At 72.2% G+C, this 20,179-nt stretch carries 16 protein-coding genes and 1 pseudogene; 10 read left to right on the top strand and 7 right to left on the bottom strand.

Translation table 11 applies throughout. The features are described 5' to 3' along the window. Nucleotides 1-19 precede the first annotated feature (19 nt). Complete coding sequence (locus Vgi01_RS10715) at nt 20-1,042, bottom strand: FecCD family ABC transporter permease (protein WP_204290912.1); 1,023 nt, start codon at nt 1,040-1,042, stop codon at nt 20-22. Beyond that, nucleotides 1,039-2,135 (bottom strand): annotated as a pseudogene (locus Vgi01_RS10720) (FecCD family ABC transporter permease). The gene Vgi01_RS10715 and the pseudogene Vgi01_RS10720 overlap by 4 nt, the downstream one beginning before the upstream one ends. 71 nt (nt 2,136-2,206) lie before the next feature. Between Vgi01_RS10720 and Vgi01_RS10725 the strand changes: the two are divergent. From Vgi01_RS10725 to Vgi01_RS10755, 7 genes are all read left to right on the top strand, one after another. Next, the gene (locus Vgi01_RS10725; RefSeq protein WP_204290913.1) at nt 2,207-3,238 is read left to right on the top strand and encodes an ABC transporter substrate-binding protein; all 1,032 of its coding nucleotides are present in this window, start codon (nt 2,207-2,209) and stop codon (nt 3,236-3,238) included. 140 nt (nt 3,239-3,378) lie between these two features. Then, nucleotides 3,379-4,896: a pyridoxal phosphate-dependent decarboxylase family protein gene (locus Vgi01_RS10730; RefSeq protein WP_204290914.1), complete on the top strand. Its 1,518-nt coding sequence runs from the start codon at nt 3,379-3,381 to the stop codon at nt 4,894-4,896. A gap of 35 nt (nt 4,897-4,931) precedes the next feature. Beyond that, the gene (locus Vgi01_RS10735) at nt 4,932-6,212 is read left to right on the top strand and encodes a lysine N(6)-hydroxylase/L-ornithine N(5)-oxygenase family protein (RefSeq protein ID WP_013733806.1); all 1,281 of its coding nucleotides are present in this window, start codon (nt 4,932-4,934) and stop codon (nt 6,210-6,212) included. Then, on the top strand, nt 6,209-6,787 hold the full coding sequence (locus Vgi01_RS10740) for a GNAT family N-acetyltransferase (RefSeq protein ID WP_204290915.1): 579 nt from the start codon (nt 6,209-6,211) through the stop codon (nt 6,785-6,787). The genes Vgi01_RS10735 and Vgi01_RS10740 overlap by 4 nt, the downstream gene beginning before the upstream one ends. Then, complete coding sequence (locus Vgi01_RS10745) at nt 6,784-8,580, top strand: IucA/IucC family protein (protein WP_204290916.1); 1,797 nt, start codon at nt 6,784-6,786, stop codon at nt 8,578-8,580. Before Vgi01_RS10740 ends, Vgi01_RS10745 begins: the two co-directional genes overlap by 4 nt. 139 nt (nt 8,581-8,719) lie before the next feature. Beyond that, the gene (locus Vgi01_RS10750; RefSeq protein ID WP_013733809.1) at nt 8,720-9,304 is read left to right on the top strand and encodes an RNA polymerase sigma factor; all 585 of its coding nucleotides are present in this window, start codon (nt 8,720-8,722) and stop codon (nt 9,302-9,304) included. Beyond that, the gene (locus Vgi01_RS10755) at nt 9,301-10,221 is read left to right on the top strand and encodes a CU044_5270 family protein (protein WP_043720824.1); all 921 of its coding nucleotides are present in this window, start codon (nt 9,301-9,303) and stop codon (nt 10,219-10,221) included. Before Vgi01_RS10750 ends, Vgi01_RS10755 begins: the two co-directional genes overlap by 4 nt. Nucleotides 10,222-10,245: 24 nt before the next feature. Here the strand turns inward: Vgi01_RS10755 and Vgi01_RS10760 are convergent, their stop codons facing one another. From Vgi01_RS10760 to Vgi01_RS10775, 4 genes are all read right to left on the bottom strand, one after another. Next, nucleotides 10,246-11,250, bottom strand: a complete 1,005-nt coding sequence (locus Vgi01_RS10760; protein ID WP_239088893.1) for a phosphotransferase family protein — start codon at nt 11,248-11,250, stop codon at nt 10,246-10,248. A gap of 42 nt (nt 11,251-11,292) precedes the next feature. Next, on the bottom strand, nt 11,293-13,995 hold the full coding sequence (locus Vgi01_RS10765) for an alpha/beta hydrolase (RefSeq protein WP_204290918.1): 2,703 nt from the start codon (nt 13,993-13,995) through the stop codon (nt 11,293-11,295). Nucleotides 13,996-14,039: 44 nt separating this feature from the next. Then, complete coding sequence (locus Vgi01_RS10770) at nt 14,040-15,056, bottom strand: LacI family DNA-binding transcriptional regulator (protein WP_043724413.1); 1,017 nt, start codon at nt 15,054-15,056, stop codon at nt 14,040-14,042. Between the two features lie 95 nt (nt 15,057-15,151). Then, on the bottom strand, nt 15,152-16,039 hold the full coding sequence (locus Vgi01_RS10775) for a class I SAM-dependent methyltransferase (RefSeq protein WP_204290919.1): 888 nt from the start codon (nt 16,037-16,039) through the stop codon (nt 15,152-15,154). Nucleotides 16,040-16,148: 109 nt separating this feature from the next. Here Vgi01_RS10775 and Vgi01_RS10780 point away from each other — a divergent pair, with 109 nt between their 5' ends. Genes Vgi01_RS10780 through Vgi01_RS10790 form a run of 3 tightly spaced genes read left to right on the top strand, consistent with a single transcriptional unit; the run spans nt 16,149 to nt 19,266 of the window. Beyond that, complete coding sequence (locus Vgi01_RS10780) at nt 16,149-17,300, top strand: Gfo/Idh/MocA family protein (protein ID WP_013733815.1); 1,152 nt, start codon at nt 16,149-16,151, stop codon at nt 17,298-17,300. Beyond that, nucleotides 17,297-18,451, top strand: coding sequence for a dihydrodipicolinate synthase family protein (locus tag Vgi01_RS10785; RefSeq protein WP_013733816.1), 1,155 nt, complete (start codon nt 17,297-17,299; stop codon nt 18,449-18,451). The genes Vgi01_RS10780 and Vgi01_RS10785 overlap by 4 nt, the downstream gene beginning before the upstream one ends. Then, nucleotides 18,448-19,266 carry a sugar phosphate isomerase/epimerase family protein gene (locus Vgi01_RS10790; RefSeq protein WP_204290920.1) on the top strand — a complete coding sequence of 273 codons (819 nt, stop codon included), beginning with the start codon at nt 18,448-18,450 and terminating at the stop codon, nt 19,264-19,266. Before Vgi01_RS10785 ends, Vgi01_RS10790 begins: the two co-directional genes overlap by 4 nt. Here the strand turns inward: Vgi01_RS10790 and Vgi01_RS10795 are convergent. Further along, nucleotides 19,263-20,168, bottom strand: a complete 906-nt coding sequence (locus Vgi01_RS10795; RefSeq protein ID WP_199180053.1) for a 5'-3' exonuclease — start codon at nt 20,166-20,168, stop codon at nt 19,263-19,265. The genes Vgi01_RS10790 and Vgi01_RS10795 overlap by 4 nt on opposite strands. Between the last annotated feature and the right edge of the window lie 11 nt (nt 20,169-20,179).

Genomic DNA, 20,179 nt, shown 5'->3' on the forward strand with positions numbered 1-20,179 from the left:
CCGTTCTCGTTGTCGCGGATCACAGCCGGCCCGCCCGGCGCTGCGTGGCCAGCAGCCAGACCAGGTAGCCGCCGCCGAGCACCCCGGTCACCACGCCGACCGGCAGTTGGCTGGGGAAGGCCCGCAGCGCCACCTGGTCGCCGACCACGATGATCAGCGCGCCGATGATCGCGGCGGGCAGCAGGTTGGTGCCGGGTGCCCGGGTCAGCCTACGGGCCAGGTGCGGGGCGGTGAGCGCGACGAACGACACCGGGCCGGCGGCGGCCGCCGACAGGGAGACCAGGATGACCGCCGTGGCCAGCAGCAGCATCCGCAGCCGGGGCACGGGTACGCCGAGCCCGGTGGCCGCGTCGTCGCCCAACTCGGTCATCCGCAGCGCCGGGCCGCAGGCCAGCAGCACCGGTACGGTGACCGCGAGGGCGGCCAGCAGCGGCGCGGCGTCGGACCAGCCGCGACCGTCGAGGCTGCCGGTGAGCCAGAGCATCGCCCGGGCCGCCTCCATCAGCGGGGCGCGGGTCAGCAGGTAGCCGTTGACGCCGGTGAGGATGGCCGACACACCGATGCCGACAAGCACCAGCCGGTAGCCGTGTAGGCCACGCCGCCAGGCGACCAGGTAGATCAGCAGGCCGGTGAGCACACCGCCGATCGCGGCGGCCCCGGCCAGCGCGGCGCTGCTGCCGCCGACGACCACCACGATCAGCGCGCCGGTCGCCGCACCCTGGGTGAAGCCGAGCACGTCCGGGCTGCCCAGCGGGTTACGGACCAGGGCCTGGAACACCGCACCGGCCAGCCCGAGCGCGGCGCCCACGGCCAACGCCGTGACCAGCCGGGGCAGGCGCAACTGGGTGACGATGAAATCCTCGGCGGGGCTGCCGCCACCGGTCAGGGTGCGCAGCACGTCGGCCGGGGACATCGGATAGTCGCCGTGGCCGACGGCCAGCACACCGACGGCGAGCGTGAGCAGCAGGCCGGTCGTCCCGACGGCGAGGGCGCGGGGGTGCAGCCGCACCGACAGGCGGCCCGGAACCCGAATCACGATCATGGGCGGGCCGTCCTCGTCCGGGTCACCAGCCAGAGGAAGAGCGGACCGCCGAGCACGGCGGTGACCAGCCCCACCTGCAACTCGCCGGGACGGCCGAGGACCCGACCGAGCACGTCGGCGCCGAGCAGCAGCACCGGCGCCAGCAGCGCACAGTACGGCAGCAGCCACCGCAGGTCAGGCCCGGTGAGCGTACGCACCAGGTGCGGCACCAGCAGCCCGACGAAGACGATCGGCCCGCAGGCGGCGGTGGCGGCGCCGCAGAGCAGCGTGATGGCGGCGATCACCGCGGCCCGGATCCACGCCGGTCGGGCGCCCAGGGCGCGGGCGGTGTCGTCGCCGAGGGCCAGCGCGTTGAGCGGTCGGGCGGCGGCCAGGGCGGCCACCAGACCGACCGCGATGAACGGCAGGACCCGCCGTACGGTGGCGTCGTCGGCGCTGGCCAGCGAGCCGACGGTCCAGAACCGCAACCGTTGCAGCCCGGCGGAGTCGAGCAGCATCACCGCGCTGACGTACGAGTACAGGGCCGCGTTGAGTGCCGCGCCGGCCAACGCCAGCCGGGCCGGGGTGGCGGTCCGGCCGCCACCGACAGCGTACACGCCCACGGTGACCGCGGCGGCGCCGCCGAGCGCGAACCAGACCTGACCGGTGCCGCCGCCCACACCGAACAGCAACGAGGCGGTGGCGATCGCGGCGGCGGCGCCGGCGTTGATGCCGAGCAGACCGGGGTCGGCCAGCGGGTTGCGGGTCAGCGCCTGCATCGCCGCACCGGCCGTGCCGAGCGCCAGGCCGGCGAGCAGCCCGAGCAGGGTTCGGGGCAGGCGCATGTCGTGCACGACGGCGTAGTCGACGGCACCCGGATCGGTGAGGGCCGCCCACACCTGGGTCAGCGGGATCGGTTTGGCGCCGACGGCGATGCTGAGCACCACCACGACGACCAGAGCCAGTGCGGCGACGGCGAGGCCGGCGGCGCGTGACGCGGCATGACCTGCCCGCGGCGGTGGTTGGTCCCGCAGTGGTGTCGCGGCGGGAGGCGACTCGGTGACGGACAGTGTGAACTCCAGTGCGGTGCGAAACGCCGTGCGGGACTTGACAGGCAGTTAGGTTAGGTTAGCCTAACCGCGGCTGTCCATGGCCATCCGCACACCCTGATCGGAAGACGACACCATGCCTGATCCCGTTTCCGCCCGCCGCCTCTCCCGTCGCGGCCTGCTCGCCGCCGGTGGCGCCGCCGCCCTCGCCGCTGTGCTCGTCGGCTGCGGGCGGGACGAGGCCGACAAAGCCAGCACCAGCAACGGTTCCGGATCGTGGTCGTTCACCGACGACCGCCCGGAGGCGGTCACCGCTCCGGCGCGGCCCGCCCGGGTGGTGGCCTTCACCGGCTCGGCAGCCGCCCTGGTCGATTTCGGACTCGGGCGCGAGGTGGTCGGTGTCTTCGGCGAGACGAAGAAGGCCGACGGCAGCAAGGAACCACAGGCCGGCGACCTGGACGTGGAGAGCGTGGAGATCCTCGGCAACGTCTGGGGCGAGTTCAGCGTCGAGAAGTACGCGGCGCTGCGCCCGGAACTGCTCGTCACCCACATGTACGACCCGGGCGCCTACTGGTACGTGCCGGACGAGAGCAAGGACAAGATCCTTCCGCTCGCGCCGGTGGTCACCATCACCACCGCCCGCGTCCCGATGACCAAGCCGATCGAACGGTACGCCGCACTCGCCGAGTCCCTCGGCGCCGACCTGTCGGCATCGAAGGTCACCGACGCCAAGGCGCGCTTCGAGGCCGCCGCCGAGGCGGTACGCCAGGCGGTCAAGGCCAACCCCGGCATCAAGGTGCTGGCCGCCTCCGGCAGCCCGGACCTGTTCTACGTCTCCAACCCGAAGGTCAGCACCGACCTGATGTACTTCGCCGAACTCGGCGTCGACATCGTGGTGCCCACCAAGCTGGAGTCCGGCGACTACTTCGAGGCGCTCAGCTGGGAGAACGCCGGCAAGTTCCCGGCCGACCTGATCCTGCTCGACAACCGCAGCACCGCCCTGCAACCGGCCGACCTGGCCGCCAAGCCCACCTGGACGCAGTTGCCCGCCGTGCAGGCCGGCCAGGTGACCGGATGGGACGCGGTGCCCCGCTTCTCGTACGCCGGGGCCGCCCCGCTGCTCGAAGACCTCGCCAAGGCGATCCAGGGCGCGAAGAAGCTGACCTGACCCGCCACGGACGACCGGCGTGACCTGAGACCGCCGGTCGTCCGCCCACCACCCTCATCGACGCCAACCCGCCGCGCGCTGCGCGGGCGGCGGGTTCCGGCTGCCCGGAAACCGAACCGCCGAGCGTGGAGGACACGTCCATGACCCTGCCGGTGCACACCGTGACACCGCCGAGCGCCGCCCGAGCCCACCTGTTCCACGACGGCACAGTCGACGACTACCGGGCTGCGGTGACAGCCGGTGCCGACCGGGTGGCTCGGCGCGTCACCGAGGCGACCGGACCGTTCACCGGCGTACGCCCGGAGCAGTTGGCGCCGCTGGTGGACGCGATCGACCTGGACCGGCCGCTGTGCGACACCACCGCCGCCCTCGACGAACTCGACGAGGTCTACCTGCGCGACGCCGTCTGGTTCCACCACCCGCGCTACCTGGCCCACCTCAACTGCCCGGTCGTCATCCCGGCCCTGCTCGGCGAGGCCGTGCTCAGCGCCGTGAACTCCTCGATGGACACCTGGGACCAGAGCGCCGGCGCCACCCTGATCGAGCGACGCCTGATCGACTGGACCGCCGCCCGGATCGGTCTCGGCCCGGCCGCCGACGGCGTGTTCACCAGCGGCGGCACCCAGTCCAACCTGCACGCGCTGCTGCTGGCCCGGGAGGAGGCCCTGGCGGGTGCGAGCCCGACCGACCGGCGGATCCTGCTGCCCCGCCTGCGGATCATCACCTCTGCCGCGGGCCACTTCAGCGTGCAGAAGGCCGCCAAGCTGCTCGGCCTGGCCCCGGACGCGGTCGTGGTGGTGCAGACCGGCCCGGACCGGCGGATGCGTGCCGGTGCCGTCCGCCACGAGATCAGCCGCTGCCGGCGGGCCGGCCTGACCGTGCTCGCGGTGGTCGCCACCGCCGGCACCACCGACTTCGGCACCATCGACCCGCTCGACGAGATCGCCGAGGTGTGCGCCACCTCCGGCGTGTGGCTGCACGTCGACGCCGCGTACGGCTGCGGGTTGCTGGTCTCGCCGACCCGCCGGCACCTGCTCGACGGCATAGAACGGGCCGACTCGGTGACCGTCGACTACCACAAGTCGTTCTTCCAGCCGGTCAGCTCCAGCGCCGTGCTGGTCCGCGACCGGCGTACGCTGCGACACGCCACCTGGCACGCCGACTACCTCAACCCGGCCCGGATGGTCGCCGAACGCATCCCCAACCAGGTCGACAAGTCCTTGCAGACCACCCGCCGCTTCGACGCCCTCAAGCTCTGGCTGACCCTGCGGGTGATGGGCCCCGACGCCATCGGCGAACTGTTCGACGAGGTCTGTGACCGGGCCGCCCAGGCGTGGCAGCTGGCCGCCGCCGACCCCCGGTTCGAGGTGCTGACCGCGTCGGCGTTGAGCACAGTGGTGTTCCGCTGGCGGCCCGCCGGCACCCCGGCGGACCTGGCCGACGCGGCGAACCTGCACGCCCGGTCGGCGCTGGCCGCCTCCGGCCTGGCCGTGGTCGCCGGCACCAAGGTCGACGGCCGGCAGTACCTCAAGTTCACAGTCCTCAACCCGGCGACCAGCCCCGACGACGTGGCGTACGTGCTCGACCTGATCGCCGAGCACGCCGGCCGGTACGCGCCCAAGACGTCCACTTTGGAGCTTCCTTGTCCGGTGGGCTGAGCAGGTCGACGCAGAAACCGAGCATGGAGGGCCGAATGAGAAGCTACGACGTCATCGGGATCGGCCTGGGGCCGTACAACCTGGGTCTGGCCTGCCTGACCGCGCCGATCGCCGAGATCGACGCGCTGTTCCTGGAGGCCCGCGACGACGTCTCCTGGCACCCCGGCATGCTGCTGGAGTCGTCCCGGTTGCAGACCCCGTTCCTGGCCGACCTGGTCACCCTGGCCGACCCCACCTCGCCGTTCTCCTTCCTCGCCTACCTCAAGGAGATCGGCCGCCTCTACCCCTTCTACATCCGGGAGAGCTTCTTCCCGCTGCGCGCCGAGTACGACGCCTACTGCCGGTGGGCCGCGGCGAAGCTGCCCAACCTGCGCTTCGGTCACCAGGTCAGCACCGTCGAGTACGACCCGACGAGCGAGCAGTACGTGGTGACCGCCACGGTCGGCGGCGACACCGTCACCCACCGGGCCCGGCACCTGGTGCTCGGCACCGGCACCCCGCCGTACCTGCCGGAGGCCTGCGCCGGGCTGGACTCCGACGCGGTGCACAACTCCCGCTACCTGGAACACCGTGACGCGCTGCGCGCCAAACGCAGCATCACCATCGTCGGCAGCGGGCAGAGCGCCGCCGAGATCTACCACGACCTGCTCTCCGACATCGGCACGTACGGCTACCAGCTGAACTGGGTGACCCGCTCACCCCGGTTCTTCCCGCTGGAATACACCAAGCTGACCCTGGAGATGACCTCACCGGACTACGTGGACTACTTCCACGCCCTGCCCGAGCAGACCCGCTACGACCTGGAGGCCGAGCAGAAGGGGCTGTTCAAGGGCATCTCCGCCGACCTGGTCAACGACATCTTCGACCTGCTCTACGCCACGAGCGTGCCCGGCCCGGTGAACACCCGACTGCTGACCAACACCGAGTTGACCGGGGTCGACCACGACCGGTCCACCGGCCGGCACACCCTGCGGCTGCGCCACGTCGAGCAGGGACGTGAGCACACCCTGGACACCGAGGGGCTGGTGCTGGCCACCGGCTACCGCTACCAGGTGCCCGCCTTCTGCGACCCGATCCGCGACCGGCTGCGCTTCGACGCCCACGGCCGCCTCGACGTGGCCCGCAACTACAGCGTCGACCACACCGGGCGGGGGATCTTCCTCCAGAACGGCGGCACCCACACGCACAGCATCACCTCACCGGATCTCGGCATGGGTCCGTACCGCAACTCGTGGATCATCCGGGAGCTGGTCGGCCGGGAGGTGTACCCGATCGAGAAGTCGATCACCTTCCAGGAGTTCGGGGTGCCCGCATGAGCGCCACCGTGCACATCCGGACCGATCCGGTGCTGGGGGAGTTCGCCCTGCGTACGCTCGACGTGGCCGCCGACGCGCCGCTGCTGCACGGCTGGGTGACCCACCCCAAGGCGGCGTTCTGGCTGATGCAGGACGCCGACCTGGCCGCAGTGGTGCAGGAATACCAGCGCATCGCCGCGCATCCGCACCACGACGCCTTCCTCGGGCTGTGGCGCGGCGAGCCGGCCTTCCTCGCCGAACGGTACGACCCGGCCCAGGTCGAGTTGGTCGGGCTCTACGACGCCCAGCCCGGTGACGTGGGCATGCACTTCCTCTGCGCGCCCACCGAGACCCCGGTGCACGGCTTCACCCGCGCTGTGATCACCACCGTGATGTCGTGGCTGTTCGCCGACCCCGACACCGTCCGGGTGGTGGTCGAGCCGGACGTCCGCAACACCGCCGTGCACGCCCTGAACGCGGCAGTCGGTTTCGAGGTGATCGGCCCGATCACCAAGCCGGAGAAGCAGGCCCTGCTGAGCATCTGCACCCGCGAGCGGTTCCTCGCCGCGACCCGTGACCAAGGAGCAACGCTGTGACCACCACCGACCCGGTCTCCCACCTGCGCCCGCAGACCTGGGAGCGGGCCAACCGGCTGCTGGTGCGCAAGGCGCTGGCCGAGTTCGCCCACGAGCGGCTGATCACCCCCGAGCCGGACGGCCTCGCCGCCGGAGGCCGCGGCTGGTACACGGTGACAAGCGACTGCGGCACCGTCCGCTACCGGTTCACCGCCCGGCTGCGCACCCTGGAGCACTGGGACATCGACCCGGAGAGCATCACCCGGCAGCGCGACGGGCAGCCGCAGCCCCTCGACGCCGTCGACCTCTGCCTGGATCTGCGCACCTCGCTCGGCCTCACCGACCGGATCCTGCCGGTCTACCTGGAGGAGATCAGCTCCACCCTGGCCGGCAGTGCCTACAAGCTGGACCGGGCCCTGCCCTCGGCGGCGAAACTGATCGAGGCCGACTTCCAGACCATCGAGACGTCGATGACCGAGGGACATCCCTGCTTCGTGGCCAACAACGGCCGCCTCGGCTTCGGCGTCGACGAATACCACAGCTACGCCCCCGAGGCGGCCCGGCCCGTACGCCTGATCTGGCTGGCCGCCCACCGCGACCACGCCACGTTCACCAGCGCCGCCGACCTCGACTACGACACCCTGCTCCGCACCGAACTGGGCGAGGCGACGCTGGCCCGGTTCGCCGAGACCATGGCCGCCCTCGACCTGGACCTGGCCGACTACCTGCTCATCCCGGTGCACCCCTGGCAGTGGTGGAACAAGCTGTCGGTGACCTTCGCCGGTGAGGTGGCCCGCCGCCGCCTGGTGCACCTCGGCGAGAGCGACGACGACTACCTCGCCCAGCAGTCCATCCGCACCTTCTTCAACGTCAGCGCGCCGCACCGGCACTACGTCAAGACGTCGCTGTCGGTGCTGAACATGGGCTTCATGCGAGGGTTGTCGGCGGCGTACATGGAAGCCACCCCGGCCATCAACGACTGGCTGGCCGATCTGATCACCGCCGACGAGGTGTTCCAGGCCACCGGCCTGACGATCATCCGGGAGCGGGCCGCCGTCGGCTACCGCAACCGGCAGTACGAAGCCGCCACCGACCGCTACTCGCCGTACCGCAAGATGCTTGCCGCGCTGTGGCGGGAGAGCCCGGTGCCCACCCTGGCCCCCGGCGAACGGCTGGCCACCATGGCCTCGCTGCTGCACGTCGACGCCGACGGCCGGTCCTTCGCCGCCGAACTGATCACCGCCTCCGGGCTGGCACCGGCGCAATGGCTACGCCGCTACCTGCACGCCTACCTCACCCCGCTGCTGCACGCCTTCTACGCCTACGACCTGGCGTTCATGCCGCACGGCGAGAACGTCATCCTGGTGCTGCGCGACCACGCCGTACAACGGGTGATCTTCAAGGACATCGCCGAGGAGATCGTGGTGATGAACACCGAGGCGGCCCTGCCCCCGGCGGTCGAACGGATCCGCGCCGAGGTGCCGGAGGAGATGAAACTGCTGTCCATCTTCACCGACGTCTTCGACTGCTTCTTCCGCTTCCTCGGCGCCACCCTCGCCGACCAGGGCATCGCCGACGAGGAGACCTTCTGGCGTACGGTCGCCGACTGCGCCACCGACTACGCCGCCCGGGTACCACACCTGGCCGACCGGCTGGCCCGCTACGACCTGTTCGCCCCCGAGTTCGCCCTGTCCTGCCTCAACCGGCTGCAACTGCGCGACAACCAGCAGATGGTCGACCTGGCCGACCCGTCGGCCGCCCTGCAGCTCGTCGGCGCCCTCACCAACCCCCTGGCCCGGCACGCACCCTCCTGACCCGCCACCGACGCTCACCTGTCCGTGCCCGCCGATGAAACATGTCCGCGGATGGACCACGTCCGCCGATGGACCATGTCCGCGGATGGAACATGTCGGCAGACATGGAACTCGTCGGCGGCCACGGACAGGTACAGGTGTGACAGCACAGTTGCGGCGTCGGATCCGAGCCGGCGACACCGACGCCTTTGGTGAACTCTTCGACGAGCATGCCGACGCGGTCCACCGCCATGCGGTGTGGAGCGAGGGCGACCCGGTGCTCGCCGAGGACGTGGTGTCGCTGACCTTCCTCGAGGCGTGGCGGATCCGGGAGTCGCTTCGACCGGACGGGGAGAGCCTGCGGCCCTGGCTGCTCGGCATCGCCACAAACGTGCTGCGTAACCGGCGGCGGGCGGCGCGCCGGCACCGGGCGGCGCTACGGCGGCTGCCGGTACGCGACACGGTGCCGGACTTCGCCGACGACGTGGTCGGCCGGATGCACGACGCCGACCAGCTCGCCGCCGCCGTGGCGGCCCTGCGGGCCCTGCGTCGGGCGGACCGGGAGGTGTTCCTGCTGTGCGTCTGGTCGCAGCTGGACTACGCGGCAGCAGCCGAAGCCCTGGGGGTTCCCGTCGGGACCGTGCGTTCGCGGCTGTCCCGGGCCCGAACCCGGCTGCGGGCGCTGGCCCAGCAGGAACTGGACCGTCCGCGAGGCACCCCCGTCGAGCAGGGAGAGTACCGATGAGCGAGCCGACTGTTCCGCACGTGCCGGCGATGGCCACCGCGCACCGGCAGGCCCTGCGCCGGCACCTGATGAACGAGATCACCCGGCCGGCCCGGCGGCCGAAGCGGACGCCGGTGCTCGCGGGCGCGGTGGGCGTACTGGCCGCGGTGATCGCGGCCGGGACGATCGCGCTGCCCGGGGTGCCGCAGAGCGCGCCGCTTGTCGTAACTGTGCAACAGGCGGAACCGGCGGCCGCGACGACATTGCTGAACGCGATGGCCGCCGCCGTCGTCGAGAAGCCGGAACCGGGCGACGGGAGGTACGTCTACATCAGGAGCCTGGGCGCCTACGCCGAACTGGGTGGCGGTCCGGCCCGGCTGCGACCGGTACGCGAGCGGGAGATCTGGATCCCCCGGTACGAGCCGGGCGATGGTCTGCTCCGACAGCCGTTCTTCGAACTGCCGGTCATCGGCGTGATCCCCGAGCGGGTGACGCTGACCGACATGACGCCGAACGCGGCGGTCGTCGATCTGCCCGACGACCCGGATGAACTGCTGGCCAAGCTCTACCGGGAACGTGCCGAGCGGGGCCACGGCAGCAGCCGCGACGGCGCGGCGTTCACCGCGATCGGCGACATCCTGCGGGAATCGCTGGTGCCGCCACAGACAAGCGCCGCTCTCTACCGGGCCGCAGCCCGGATTCCCGGAGTCGAGGTGATCCGTCAGGTGACCGACGCGGCGGGCCGGCGGGGGACCGCCGTCGCGTACACCGAACGGGACCGCCGCGACGAGTGGATCTTCGATGAGCGGACCTTCGAGTACCTCGGCTCGCGTAGCTACCTCGTGGCGGACACTGCCGATGGACCGGCCGGCACCGTGCTGGCCACCACTGCGGTGCTGCAACGTGCCGTGGTGCCGAAGCTCGGGCAGCGTCCGTGATCACGCGCCGCGCACAGCGGCCGGTTACTCGGCGCTCAGGTCCGCCAGGTCGCGGTCGAGTAGCTCGGCGAGCAGGGTGTGTCGGCCGGGGTCGTTGCCGACGGTGATGCCCCGGCTGGGCATCTCCACGGTCATCAGCAGGTGCAGGTGCATCCGGTACAACGCCAACCGGCGGCGTACCCGGTCGTCGAAGACCAGCGGCGTGCCGACGGCGTCGGCGTAGCCGTGCAGGAACGGATGCTCCGGCTCGTCCTCGGCGCGCCGGAACAGCAGGGGCGAGACCAGGTCCAGCATCGGGTCGCCGTAGAGGAACCGTTCGCCGTCGACAAGCCCGCACATCCGGTACGCCCCGTGCGCGTCGGGCGCGGCCAGCACGTTGCCGTCCCAGCCGTCGAAGTGCAGCAGGGCGGGTCGGCGCACCTGGTCGAGCAGGCCGGCGTGCCGGGCCACCACCTCCCGGAACCGCTGCGGCGGCGCGGGAAGTGTGACGTTCCAGTCGACCGCGTCGGCGAGCAGATCGTCGACGATCGCCGCGAACGCCACCGACCAGGTAATGCCGCCGGCACGGCCGGCGTCGTAGCCGAACCGGTCACCGGTGATCCGGTGCAGGGTGGCCACCGTCGCCCCGAAGTCGTAGCGTGCGCCCTCGTCGGCACCGTCCAGGTCGGGCAGCGCCCGGCCGGGCAGCCGACCGGTGACCAGCCACTCGCCGAGACGGGCGTCGCGACCGTGGTGCAGCACCGGCGGCACCGGCACCTGCGGGGCCCGGGCGGCGACCAGCCGGAAGTAACGGGCCTCGGCGGCGAGCATCCCGGTCTCGTAGCGCAGCAGCGGCACGTGCGACGGTGGCCCGACCTTGAGGACGACGTCTGCGCCGTCGTCGAGGCGTACCCACCAGACGGTGGCGAACCCGCCGCCGGTCAGCGGCCCGCAGTCGGCGACCTGCCGGTCCGCGCCGAACGAGGCGGCGATGTAGTCGGCCACGTCGTCGGGGGAGAGGAGCTGCTGGGTGGGGCTCAGCGGTGGCACCGGCACAGGGTATCCGTACCGGTGCCACCGCGGCGTCCCCGCTCAGCCGTCGGTCACCACACCGGTCAGCACCGGCGGCAGCTGCGGCCCGTCCGGCTCCTGGTCGAAGCGCAGCTCGATCCACTCGTCCGGCTCGACCACCGAGTCGGTGATCGTCGGGACGGTGATCTCAGCGACGACCGCGTCCGGGGCCAGGTCCAGGTACGGCACCAGCCAGGTCTGGGACAGTGGCCGTTCGGGCTCCACCGGCGAGTACGCGTGCTCGGTGAACCAGTCCGGATCGACGTCCATGGTGGACAGCTCGGGGCCGTCGGTCGGCGGCTGCGGCCAGGCGATGGCGAAGATGCCCTGTTCCGTCGGCGCGGACGAGGTGAAACGCCAGGTCAACGTCTCGCCTTCGGTGACGCGCTGGACGGGTTCGACGGTGATGGTCGGCGCCGGATCGTCGTTGAGCACGTCGAGACCGCCGAGGTAGCTGCCGACCACCATGCCCTGCTGCGCCTTGGCGGTCAGCAGGTACCGCTCGGTGTAGTTCCACAGCGTGTCACCGACCACCTCGGCCGGCACCCGGATGCTGCGCTGACCGGGCCGGACGGTGGCCAGCCAGGAGCGGCTGACGAACATGTCATCGGTCAGGTTCAGCTGTACTGTCGCGCTGCCGCGTCCCGTGATGGTCGCCGGGATCTCGTACGTCTTCGTGCCGGAGTCACCCTCGGCCACCTCCAAGGTGCCGATGTCGAGCCGCGGCAGGCGGGGGGCACGCGGGTCGGGGGTGCCCGGCTTCCAGCCCCACGCGTCGAGCAGCCATGCCTGCCCGAACGCGGTGCGTGGCGTGACCTCGATGGCGGCCAGTCGAGCGGGTGCCCCCTTCAACGGCACCCGCACCTCCTGCGCCCAGTGCGAGGTCGTGTTGCCGGTGCCGGGCAGACCGTCGATGCGTACCTCGCCCAGCCGGCTGCGCCGCCCGTCGGTGCCGACGACTGTCACGTCGAACCGGGTGTCGGTCGTGTTCGGCGCGACGATGATCCGCAGCGCCAGGTCACGGGCGCCGGCGACGGAAACCGGCCGGGCCGGAGCCAGCCGGATCGGTGTGCCGGCACGGGACCAGGCCAGCTCGGCCGCGTACCGGTTGGGCTCGGGGATGGTCCAGAGGAAGGGCGTGAAGTGTGCGAGGAAAGCGTTGCGATCCATCGGGTCGAGGCAGGACCGCTCGGCGTCGTCGGTGACCTGGTCGCAGATCCGGGCACCACCCGACAGCTGCGTCGACGCGTCCGGGGTGAGCACCGGCGTGCGGTTGCCGCCGAGGGCGTGGGCGAGCACCCGCGCCGGGTCGGCCGAGGGTGCCCGTCGGCCGGTGCCGTCGAGCAGCGGCCGGATCCGGTCGTCACCTTCGACGAAGAGCCGCGCGGCGGCGGCGATGTAGGTGGCGCCGACGGTCTGCTGCTGGTTGGCGGTGAGCCGGCTCGGCATGCCCGGTGAACAGACCAGGTCCGGCTCGTCGTCTCTGGTGTAGAAGTCGTCCTGGGACGGTGCCACCGACTGTCCGGGCGTCCATTCGGTGTTGAAGTAGTTGTGGTTGGCCCCGATCACGTACAGCGCGCTGCGCAGTGCGCGACTCGGGCTGAGTCCGCGCGTGGCGTCGACGAACATCTGGCCCTGCAGGTCGAAGACGTCACCGTCGCAGCCGGGCAGGATGGTCACCGACGGGACGTCCGGCACCGGGTTGTGCCCGAAGAGCGTGGGACCGATCAGCAGCATGCCGCGTACGGTCCAGCGAACTCTGCCGGGGTAGCCGTCCTGGGCCCTCGGCGGTGGGGTGAGTGAGTCCATCGCCGCCCGGCTGACCCCCTCGCCACCACGGGAGTGACCCATCAGGAACACCTGGGACAGGTCGGCCCGGGGCGCGGCCCGCACGATGCTCGGCGCTGCGGCACGACCCGTACCGGCCCAGTCGGCCCACTTCGCCAGGTGCAGCCGTACGAGCGAGGAGCGGGCCTGGGCACCGCCGTCGGCGGCGGCCCAGTCCTGACCGTTGATGCCGTTGGCCGAGATGGACACGGTCACGTAGCCCTGCGAGGCGAGCAGCCGCTGCGCCTGCAGGTAGCCACGGTGGCTCGGGATCGGATCGGTGCCGGCCGGGCACGGCCACTGCTGGGGCACCTGCTCGTCGCCCCGGTAGCAGACGGCGTGGCGACCGTGCAGGAACAGCGCCAGTGGCCGGGCGCCGGTGGTGCCCTGCGGCGCGACCACCACCGCCCGCATCTCGACCTTCTCCGGGAACTCCGGCAGGGTGACCCCGGGAAGGTCGTACTCCCCGGTGATCTGCCGGTACGGTCCGGGCCTGCCGGGGTCGACGGGGCCGGCGGGCTGCGGGGCCGCCGCGGCGGCGACCGGTTCCGACCGGCGGGCGCTCTCGCGCGGGGCGTCCGCGTCGATGCGCCTGCCGCCGACCCGCACCGCGAGTTCGTCGGGTTCGACCGGCGCGGTCAGCGGAAGGCTGAAGGTCCGACCGTCCGGGTGCGGACGAGCCGCGCCGAGCCGCCGCTGGCCCGACCAGAATTCGACGGCGGCGTCGCCCATCGGCACCGGTGTGTCGGAACGCCAGGTCAGCTCGCCGTCGGCCACCGACCAGCCTTCGACGGCGGATCGGGGAGCGGGGTTGTGGGGTGGCTCGGCCGCCGCCGGCCCGGTGGCCCCGGTCACCAGCGCCACCACGAGAGCGGCTGAGATCAGGAGTTTACGCATGTGACTATATCTATCCCATTCGCGCAAATCTCCCGTGATGCGCCTCAGTGCGGCGGTGGTCCGGAACTGTCGCGGCGGACCAGTTCGGCGGCGAGCGACTCGACCCGGGGCCCGGCGGAACCACCGTCCAGGGCCAGCGCCATCGCTCGGGCACCCATCTCGACGAGCGGCAACCGGATCGTGGTCAGCGCCGGGGTGACGTCGCGGGCCATCGGCATGTCGTCGAAGCCGAAGACGCTCACCTGATCGGGCACCGCCACCGCGCGGGAGCGCAGCAACGACAACGCGCCGATGGCCATCGAGTCGTTGAGCGCCGCGATCGCGGTCAGCCCGGGCTCGGCGTCCAACAGGGCGGCGGTCGCCTCGGCGCCGCTGTCCCGGTCGAAATCGGCGTACCGGACGAGCTGATCCGGTAGCTGCCGACCGTGTTCGGCGAGCGCCTCGCGCAGCCCGGTCAGCCGGTCGGTGGTGGTGGTCAGCACCCGGGGCCCGGCCACCACCCCGATGCGTCGGTGGCCGAGCCGGCAGATCTCCTGCCCGAGCAGCCGCGCGCCGTCGCGGTTGTCCGGCATCACCGCGTCACCGGAGTGCTCGTGGCGGCCGATCACCGCGACCCGCCCGCCGGTGGCCTCGTACGCGGCCAGCTTGCCGTTGAGCAGCGTGGTGAAGTCGGCATCGTGGTAGCCGGAGCCGGCCAGGATGATCGCGGCCACCTGCTGCCCGCGCAGCAGTTCGACGTACTCCAGCTCCCGGTCCGGGTCCCGGTAGCTGTTGCAGATCATCAGCAGCCGCCCCTGGTCGGTGGCGACCCGTTGCAGCCCCCGGGTGATCTCGGAGAAGTACGGGTCGGAGACGTCGTGCACGATCACGCCGACCGCGCCTCGATGGGAACGGGCCAGCAGTTGGGCGTGGGCGTTGGGCACGTACTGCAACTCGGCGACGGCTTGCAGGACCCGTTCCCGCAACTCGTCGGTGACCGGCTTGCTGCTGCCGTTGATCACTCGAGAAGCCGTGGCGGGGGAGACGCCCGCCCGCCGCGCCACATCGGACAGCGTCGCCACCCGCGTCCCCTCCCGTGTCGCGTCGGCCGCGTCGTTGACGGCCAGCGCCACCGTACCGCAGTGCGGGACTTTTGCCGCCGCATGGTTCGTGCAGGTCACACCGGTAGGTCCGGCTGGTTCGGACGGGTTCGTGACGGGTCGCCGGGCACCGTCGCCCGGGCGAGCAGATGGGCGCTGGTCGCGACAAGTGCCGGTTCGTCGCGGTACGTCCTGGCCAGCGCCAGCGCGGCGGTGAACAGTTGCTCCGCCGTCGGTCCGTGCGCCCCCGCTTCGGCGGCGAGCCACGCCGGCCCTTCGACACCCTCGACAGTGACGTTTACCAGGCCCGCCGTGAGGCATTCGTCGACCAGTTCCTCGAGACGATGGAAGTAGGCGTGGGTGAAGCCGAGAACCGGGTCGTTGCGACCATCGGTGAGCAGCGTCCGGGCCCGTTCGATCGTCCGATCGTCGAGCCGTCCGGTGGCCGCGAAGTCGAGCGGCAGGGCGAACCGGGAGATCGCGGCGGCGAAGACCGTGCCGCCGGGACGGGTGACGCGGACCGCCTCGGCCAGGGCGGTGCACCGGTCCGCGTGCTCCGGCAGGTGGTAGAGCGGACCGAGCAGCAGCGTCGCGTCGTAGCTGTCGTCGTCCTCGGGCAGCGCGCGGGCGTCGGCGACCTCCGCGTCGAGGCCGGGGTGCCCCGCGCGGGCCTGCGCGACGTGGGCGGGCACCAGGTCGAGCAGCCGGACCCGGTGGCCCAGGGCGACGAGGGCCCGGGCGTACTCGCCCGTTGCGCCACCCACGTCCAGGATCCGAGCCGGTGCCGGGGGCAGCGACTCCCGCAGGATCTCCAGGGTCCGCTGTCGTTCCAGCCGAGCCTGTGGCCGCCCTGCACTGAGCCGCAGATCCTCGCGGTACCGGAGGGTGTAGTAGTCGACGATCTCGCGGGCCTGTGGGTCCATGTGGCCCATGGTCTGCGCCACGGCGGCGTAGCGCGACAGCATTTCGCCGGCCGGATCGTTGCCGGCGGGAAAGCCCTTGCCCCGGCGTTCCTGCGCGCTCTAGGCTGCGCAGGAAAGCGCTTACCTGGCCTCGTTGCGGAAGGATCCCTCAATGACCCGCAGGTCGATCGGCATCATCGTCAACGGCGTCACCGGCCGGATGGGCTACCGCCAGCATCTGGTGCGTTCCCTGCTGGCCATCCGGGACGCCGGTGGCCTGCCACTGGCCGACGGCACCACCGTCTGGCCGCACCTGGTCCTGGTCGGACGCAGCGAGACCAAGCTGCGCGAGATCGCGCAACGGCACGGCCTGGACGACTGGACGACCGACCTGGCGGCGGCGCTGGCCCGCGACGACGTCGAGATCTACTTCGACGCCCAGGTCACCCAGCAGCGGGAGAAGGCCATCCGGGCGGCGATCGAGGCCGGCAAGCACATCTACACCGAGAAGCCCCTCGCCGAGGACACTGCCGCGGCCCTCGACCTGGCCCGCGCGGCCCGCGCCGCCGGCGTACGCACCGGTGTGGTGCAGGACAAGCTGTTCCTGCCCGGCCTACGCAAACTCAAGCGCCTGCTCGACGGCGGCTTCTTCGGTCAGGTGCTGTCGGTGCGCGGCGAGTTCGGCTACTGGGTCTTCGAGGGTGACTGGCAGCCCGCCCAGCGTCCCTCCTGGAACTATCGGGCCGAGGACGGCGGCGGCATCGTGGTGGACATGTTCCCGCACTGGCACTACGTGCTGGCGGAGCTGTTCGGCGAGGTGCGTGCGGTCTCCGCCACCATCGCCACCCACGTTCCGCGCCGGGTCGACGAGGCGGGCCGGCCCTACCAGGCCACCGCCGACGACGCCGCGTACGCCGTCTTCGAGCTCGACGGCGGGGTGATCGCCCAGCTCAACTCGTCCTGGGCGGTGCGGGTGTTCCGCGACGAACTCGTCGAGTTCCAGGTCGACGGCACCGAGGGCAGCGCGGTGGCGGGACTGCGGCGGTGTCGGGTGCAGCACCGGGCCCTCACCCCGAAACCGGTGTGGAATCCCGACCTGCCGGCCACCGAGGACTTCCGGTCACAGTGGTCCGAGGTGCCGGACAACGAGGACTTCGACAACGGCTTCAAGGTGCAGTGGGAGGCGTTCCTGCGGCACGTGGTGGCCGGTGAGCCGTTCCGGTGGGACTTCCTGGCCGGGGCGCGCGGCGTGCAGCTGGCCGAGTCGGGTCTGCTGTCGGCCCGCGAGGGTCGTCGCGTCGAGGTGCCGGAGCTGTCGCTGTGAGCGGCACGACCGTCACCCTGCCCGGCGGGCGGCGACTGCGGCTGGCCGGCGGCACCGGGCATCCGCGCCCCGACGGCCCGCCGCGCAGCCGCATCGCGTACGCCGCCGCGCACGTGGTGGCCGATCCGGGCGCCGACAACACCCCGGGCACCTCGGCCGTGCTCGACTGGGACCGCACCCTCGCCTTCCGCGAGCACCTCTGGTCGTACGGCCTCGGGGTGGCCGAGGCGATGGACACCGCGCAGCGCGGCATGGGCCTGGACTATCCGAGCACCCGGGAGCTGATCCGGCGCAGCGCGGCGCAGGCCCGCGCGGTCGGCGGCCGGATCGTCGCCGGGGTCGCCACCGACCAGCTTCCGCCCGGCCCGGCCACCCTGGCCGAGGTCACCGCCGCCTACCGCGAGCAACTCGCCGACGTGCAGGCCGCCGGCGCGGTGCCGGTGCTGATGTGCAGCCGCCACCTGGCCGCCGTCGCCCGCCACGCCGAGGACTACCTGCGGGTGTACGACGACCTGCTGACCGCTGCCGACGGCCCGGTGCTGCTGCACTGGCTCGGCCCGATGTTCGACCCGGCGCTGACCGGCTACTGGGGCTCGACCGACCTGGACCTGGCCGCCGACACCGTCGTCGAGCTGATCAAGGCCCATGTGTCGCGGGTGGACGGCATCAAGATGTCGCTGCTCGACGCCGGCCGCGAGGTGGCGTTGCGGCGGCGGCTGCCGGCCGGGGTACGCCTCTACACCGGCGACGACTTCAACTATCCGGAGCTGATCCGGGGCGACGACAGCGGTCACTCCGACGCGCTGCTGGGCGTCTTCGCCGCCATCGCCCCGGCCGCCGCCGCCGCGCTTGCCGCTCTCGACCGCGGCGACCTGACCGGGTACGACGAGATCTTCGCCCCGACCGTGCCGCTGGCCCGGCACCTGTTCGCCGCACCCACCTGGTACTACAAGACCGGCATCGTCTTCCTCGCCTGGCTGGCCGGCCACCAGGACCACTTCACCATGGTCGGCGGCCTGCAGTCCGGCCGGTCCCCGGCACACCTGGCCACCCTGCTCACCCTCGCCGAGGACGCCGGGCTGCTGCCCGACGCCGACCTGGCCGCCGCCCGCGCCCGGGCGTACTTCACGGTCGCGGGGGTGGCCCAGTGACCTCCGACCGGGCGGCGCTGCGCCGCTTCTCGCTCAACCAGGCCACCACGAAACACTGGCCGCTGCCCGACGTGGTGGCCGGCTGCGTGGCCGCCGGCGTGCCGGGCATCGGCCTGTGGCGGGAACCGGTCGCCGAGTACGGCCTGGCCCGCACCGCCACGCTGGTCCGCGACGCCGGGCTGGCGGTGACCACCCTGTGCCGGGGCGGCTTCTTCACCGCCGACGACTGGCGCGAGGAGAACCTGCGCGCCATCGAGGAGGCCGCCACGCTCGGCGCACCCGTGCTGGTGCTGGTCTGCGGCGGGCTACCGGAGGGCAGCAGGGACATCGACGGGGCCCGGGCCCGGGTGGCCGACGCGATCGCCGACCTCGCCCCGCACGCCGAGGCCGCCGGGGTGCGGCTCGCGATCGAGCCGCTGCACCCGATGTTCACCGCCGACCGGTGTGTCATCGCCACCCTCGGCCAGGCCCTCGACATCGCGGAACGGTTCGACCCCGACGTGGTCGGCGTGGTGGTGGACGCCTACCACGTCTGGTGGGACGACACCGTGTACGCGCAGATCGTCCGGGCGGGGGAGCGGATCGCCTCGTTCCAGGTCTGCGACTGGATCACCCCGCTGCCCGAGGGGGTGCTGCTCGGCCGGGCGCTGCCCGGCGACGGCTGCATCGAACTGCGCCGGCTGCGCGAGGCGGTCGATCGGGCCGGCTACACCGGCCCGATCGAGGTGGAGGTCTTCAATGCCGACGTCTGGGCCCGCCCCGGCGAGCAGGTGCTCGCCGCCTCGATCGACGGCTACCTGCGCGAGGTCGTCTAGGAGTCGGCGCCTGTGGCGAGGGCGTCGACCAGGCGGCGGGTGGAGCCGGCCAGGTTCCACCGTTGGGCCAGGTCGAGCAGCCGATCCGGGTCGGCGGGCGCGGTCGGCAACTCGGTGGGCAGCGGTGGCAGCGGCACGTCCAGGGCGACCCGGACCACCTTCGGGGCCACCGCGAGGTAGTCCCGTGCGGCGGCGAGCTTGGCGCGCAGGCCGGGCGCGAATCCGGAGGCCGGGTCGTCCAGGGCGGCGAGGATGCCGGCGATGTCGCCGTACCGGTCGATCAGCCGGGCGGCGGTCTTCTCGCCGACACCTGCCACTCCGGGCAGCCCGTCGCTGGGGTCGCCGCGCAGCGCGGCGAACTCGGCGTACCGGTCGGCCGGCACACCGTAGCGGGCGCGCACCGCAGCGTCGTCGCAGTCGTCCAGTTTGGCCACGCCCCGGCCGATGTAGAGCAGCCGCACCCCGCGGGCGTCGTCGATCAACTGGAACAGGTCACGGTCGCCGGAGACCACCTCCACCGGGCCGGGCTGGGTGACCGAGAGGGTGCCGAGCACGTCGTCGGCCTCGTAGCCGGCCGCGCCGACCACGGTGATGCCCAGCGCCTCCAGCACGTCGAGGAGCATCGGCACCTGCGGGGAGAGGGTGTCCGGCACGATCTCGCCGCCCTCCGGCGCCACCCGGTGCGCCTTGTACGACGGCAGCAGCGCCACCCGCCAGTCCGGTCGCCAGTCGTGGTCCATCGCGCACACCATCCGGCCCGGGCGGCGGGTGCGCACCAGTTGGGCGAGCATGTCGAGGAAGCCGCGTACGGCGTTGACCGGCTGGCCGTCGGCGGTCTTCGCGGCGGACTCGGGGATGCCGAAGTAGGCGCGGAAGTAGAGACTGGGCGCGTCGACGAGCATGATCGGGGTCT

Source organism: Micromonospora gifhornensis, from assembly GCF_016863515.1.
Classification (GTDB): Bacteria; Actinomycetota; Actinomycetes; order Mycobacteriales; family Micromonosporaceae; genus Micromonospora; species Micromonospora gifhornensis.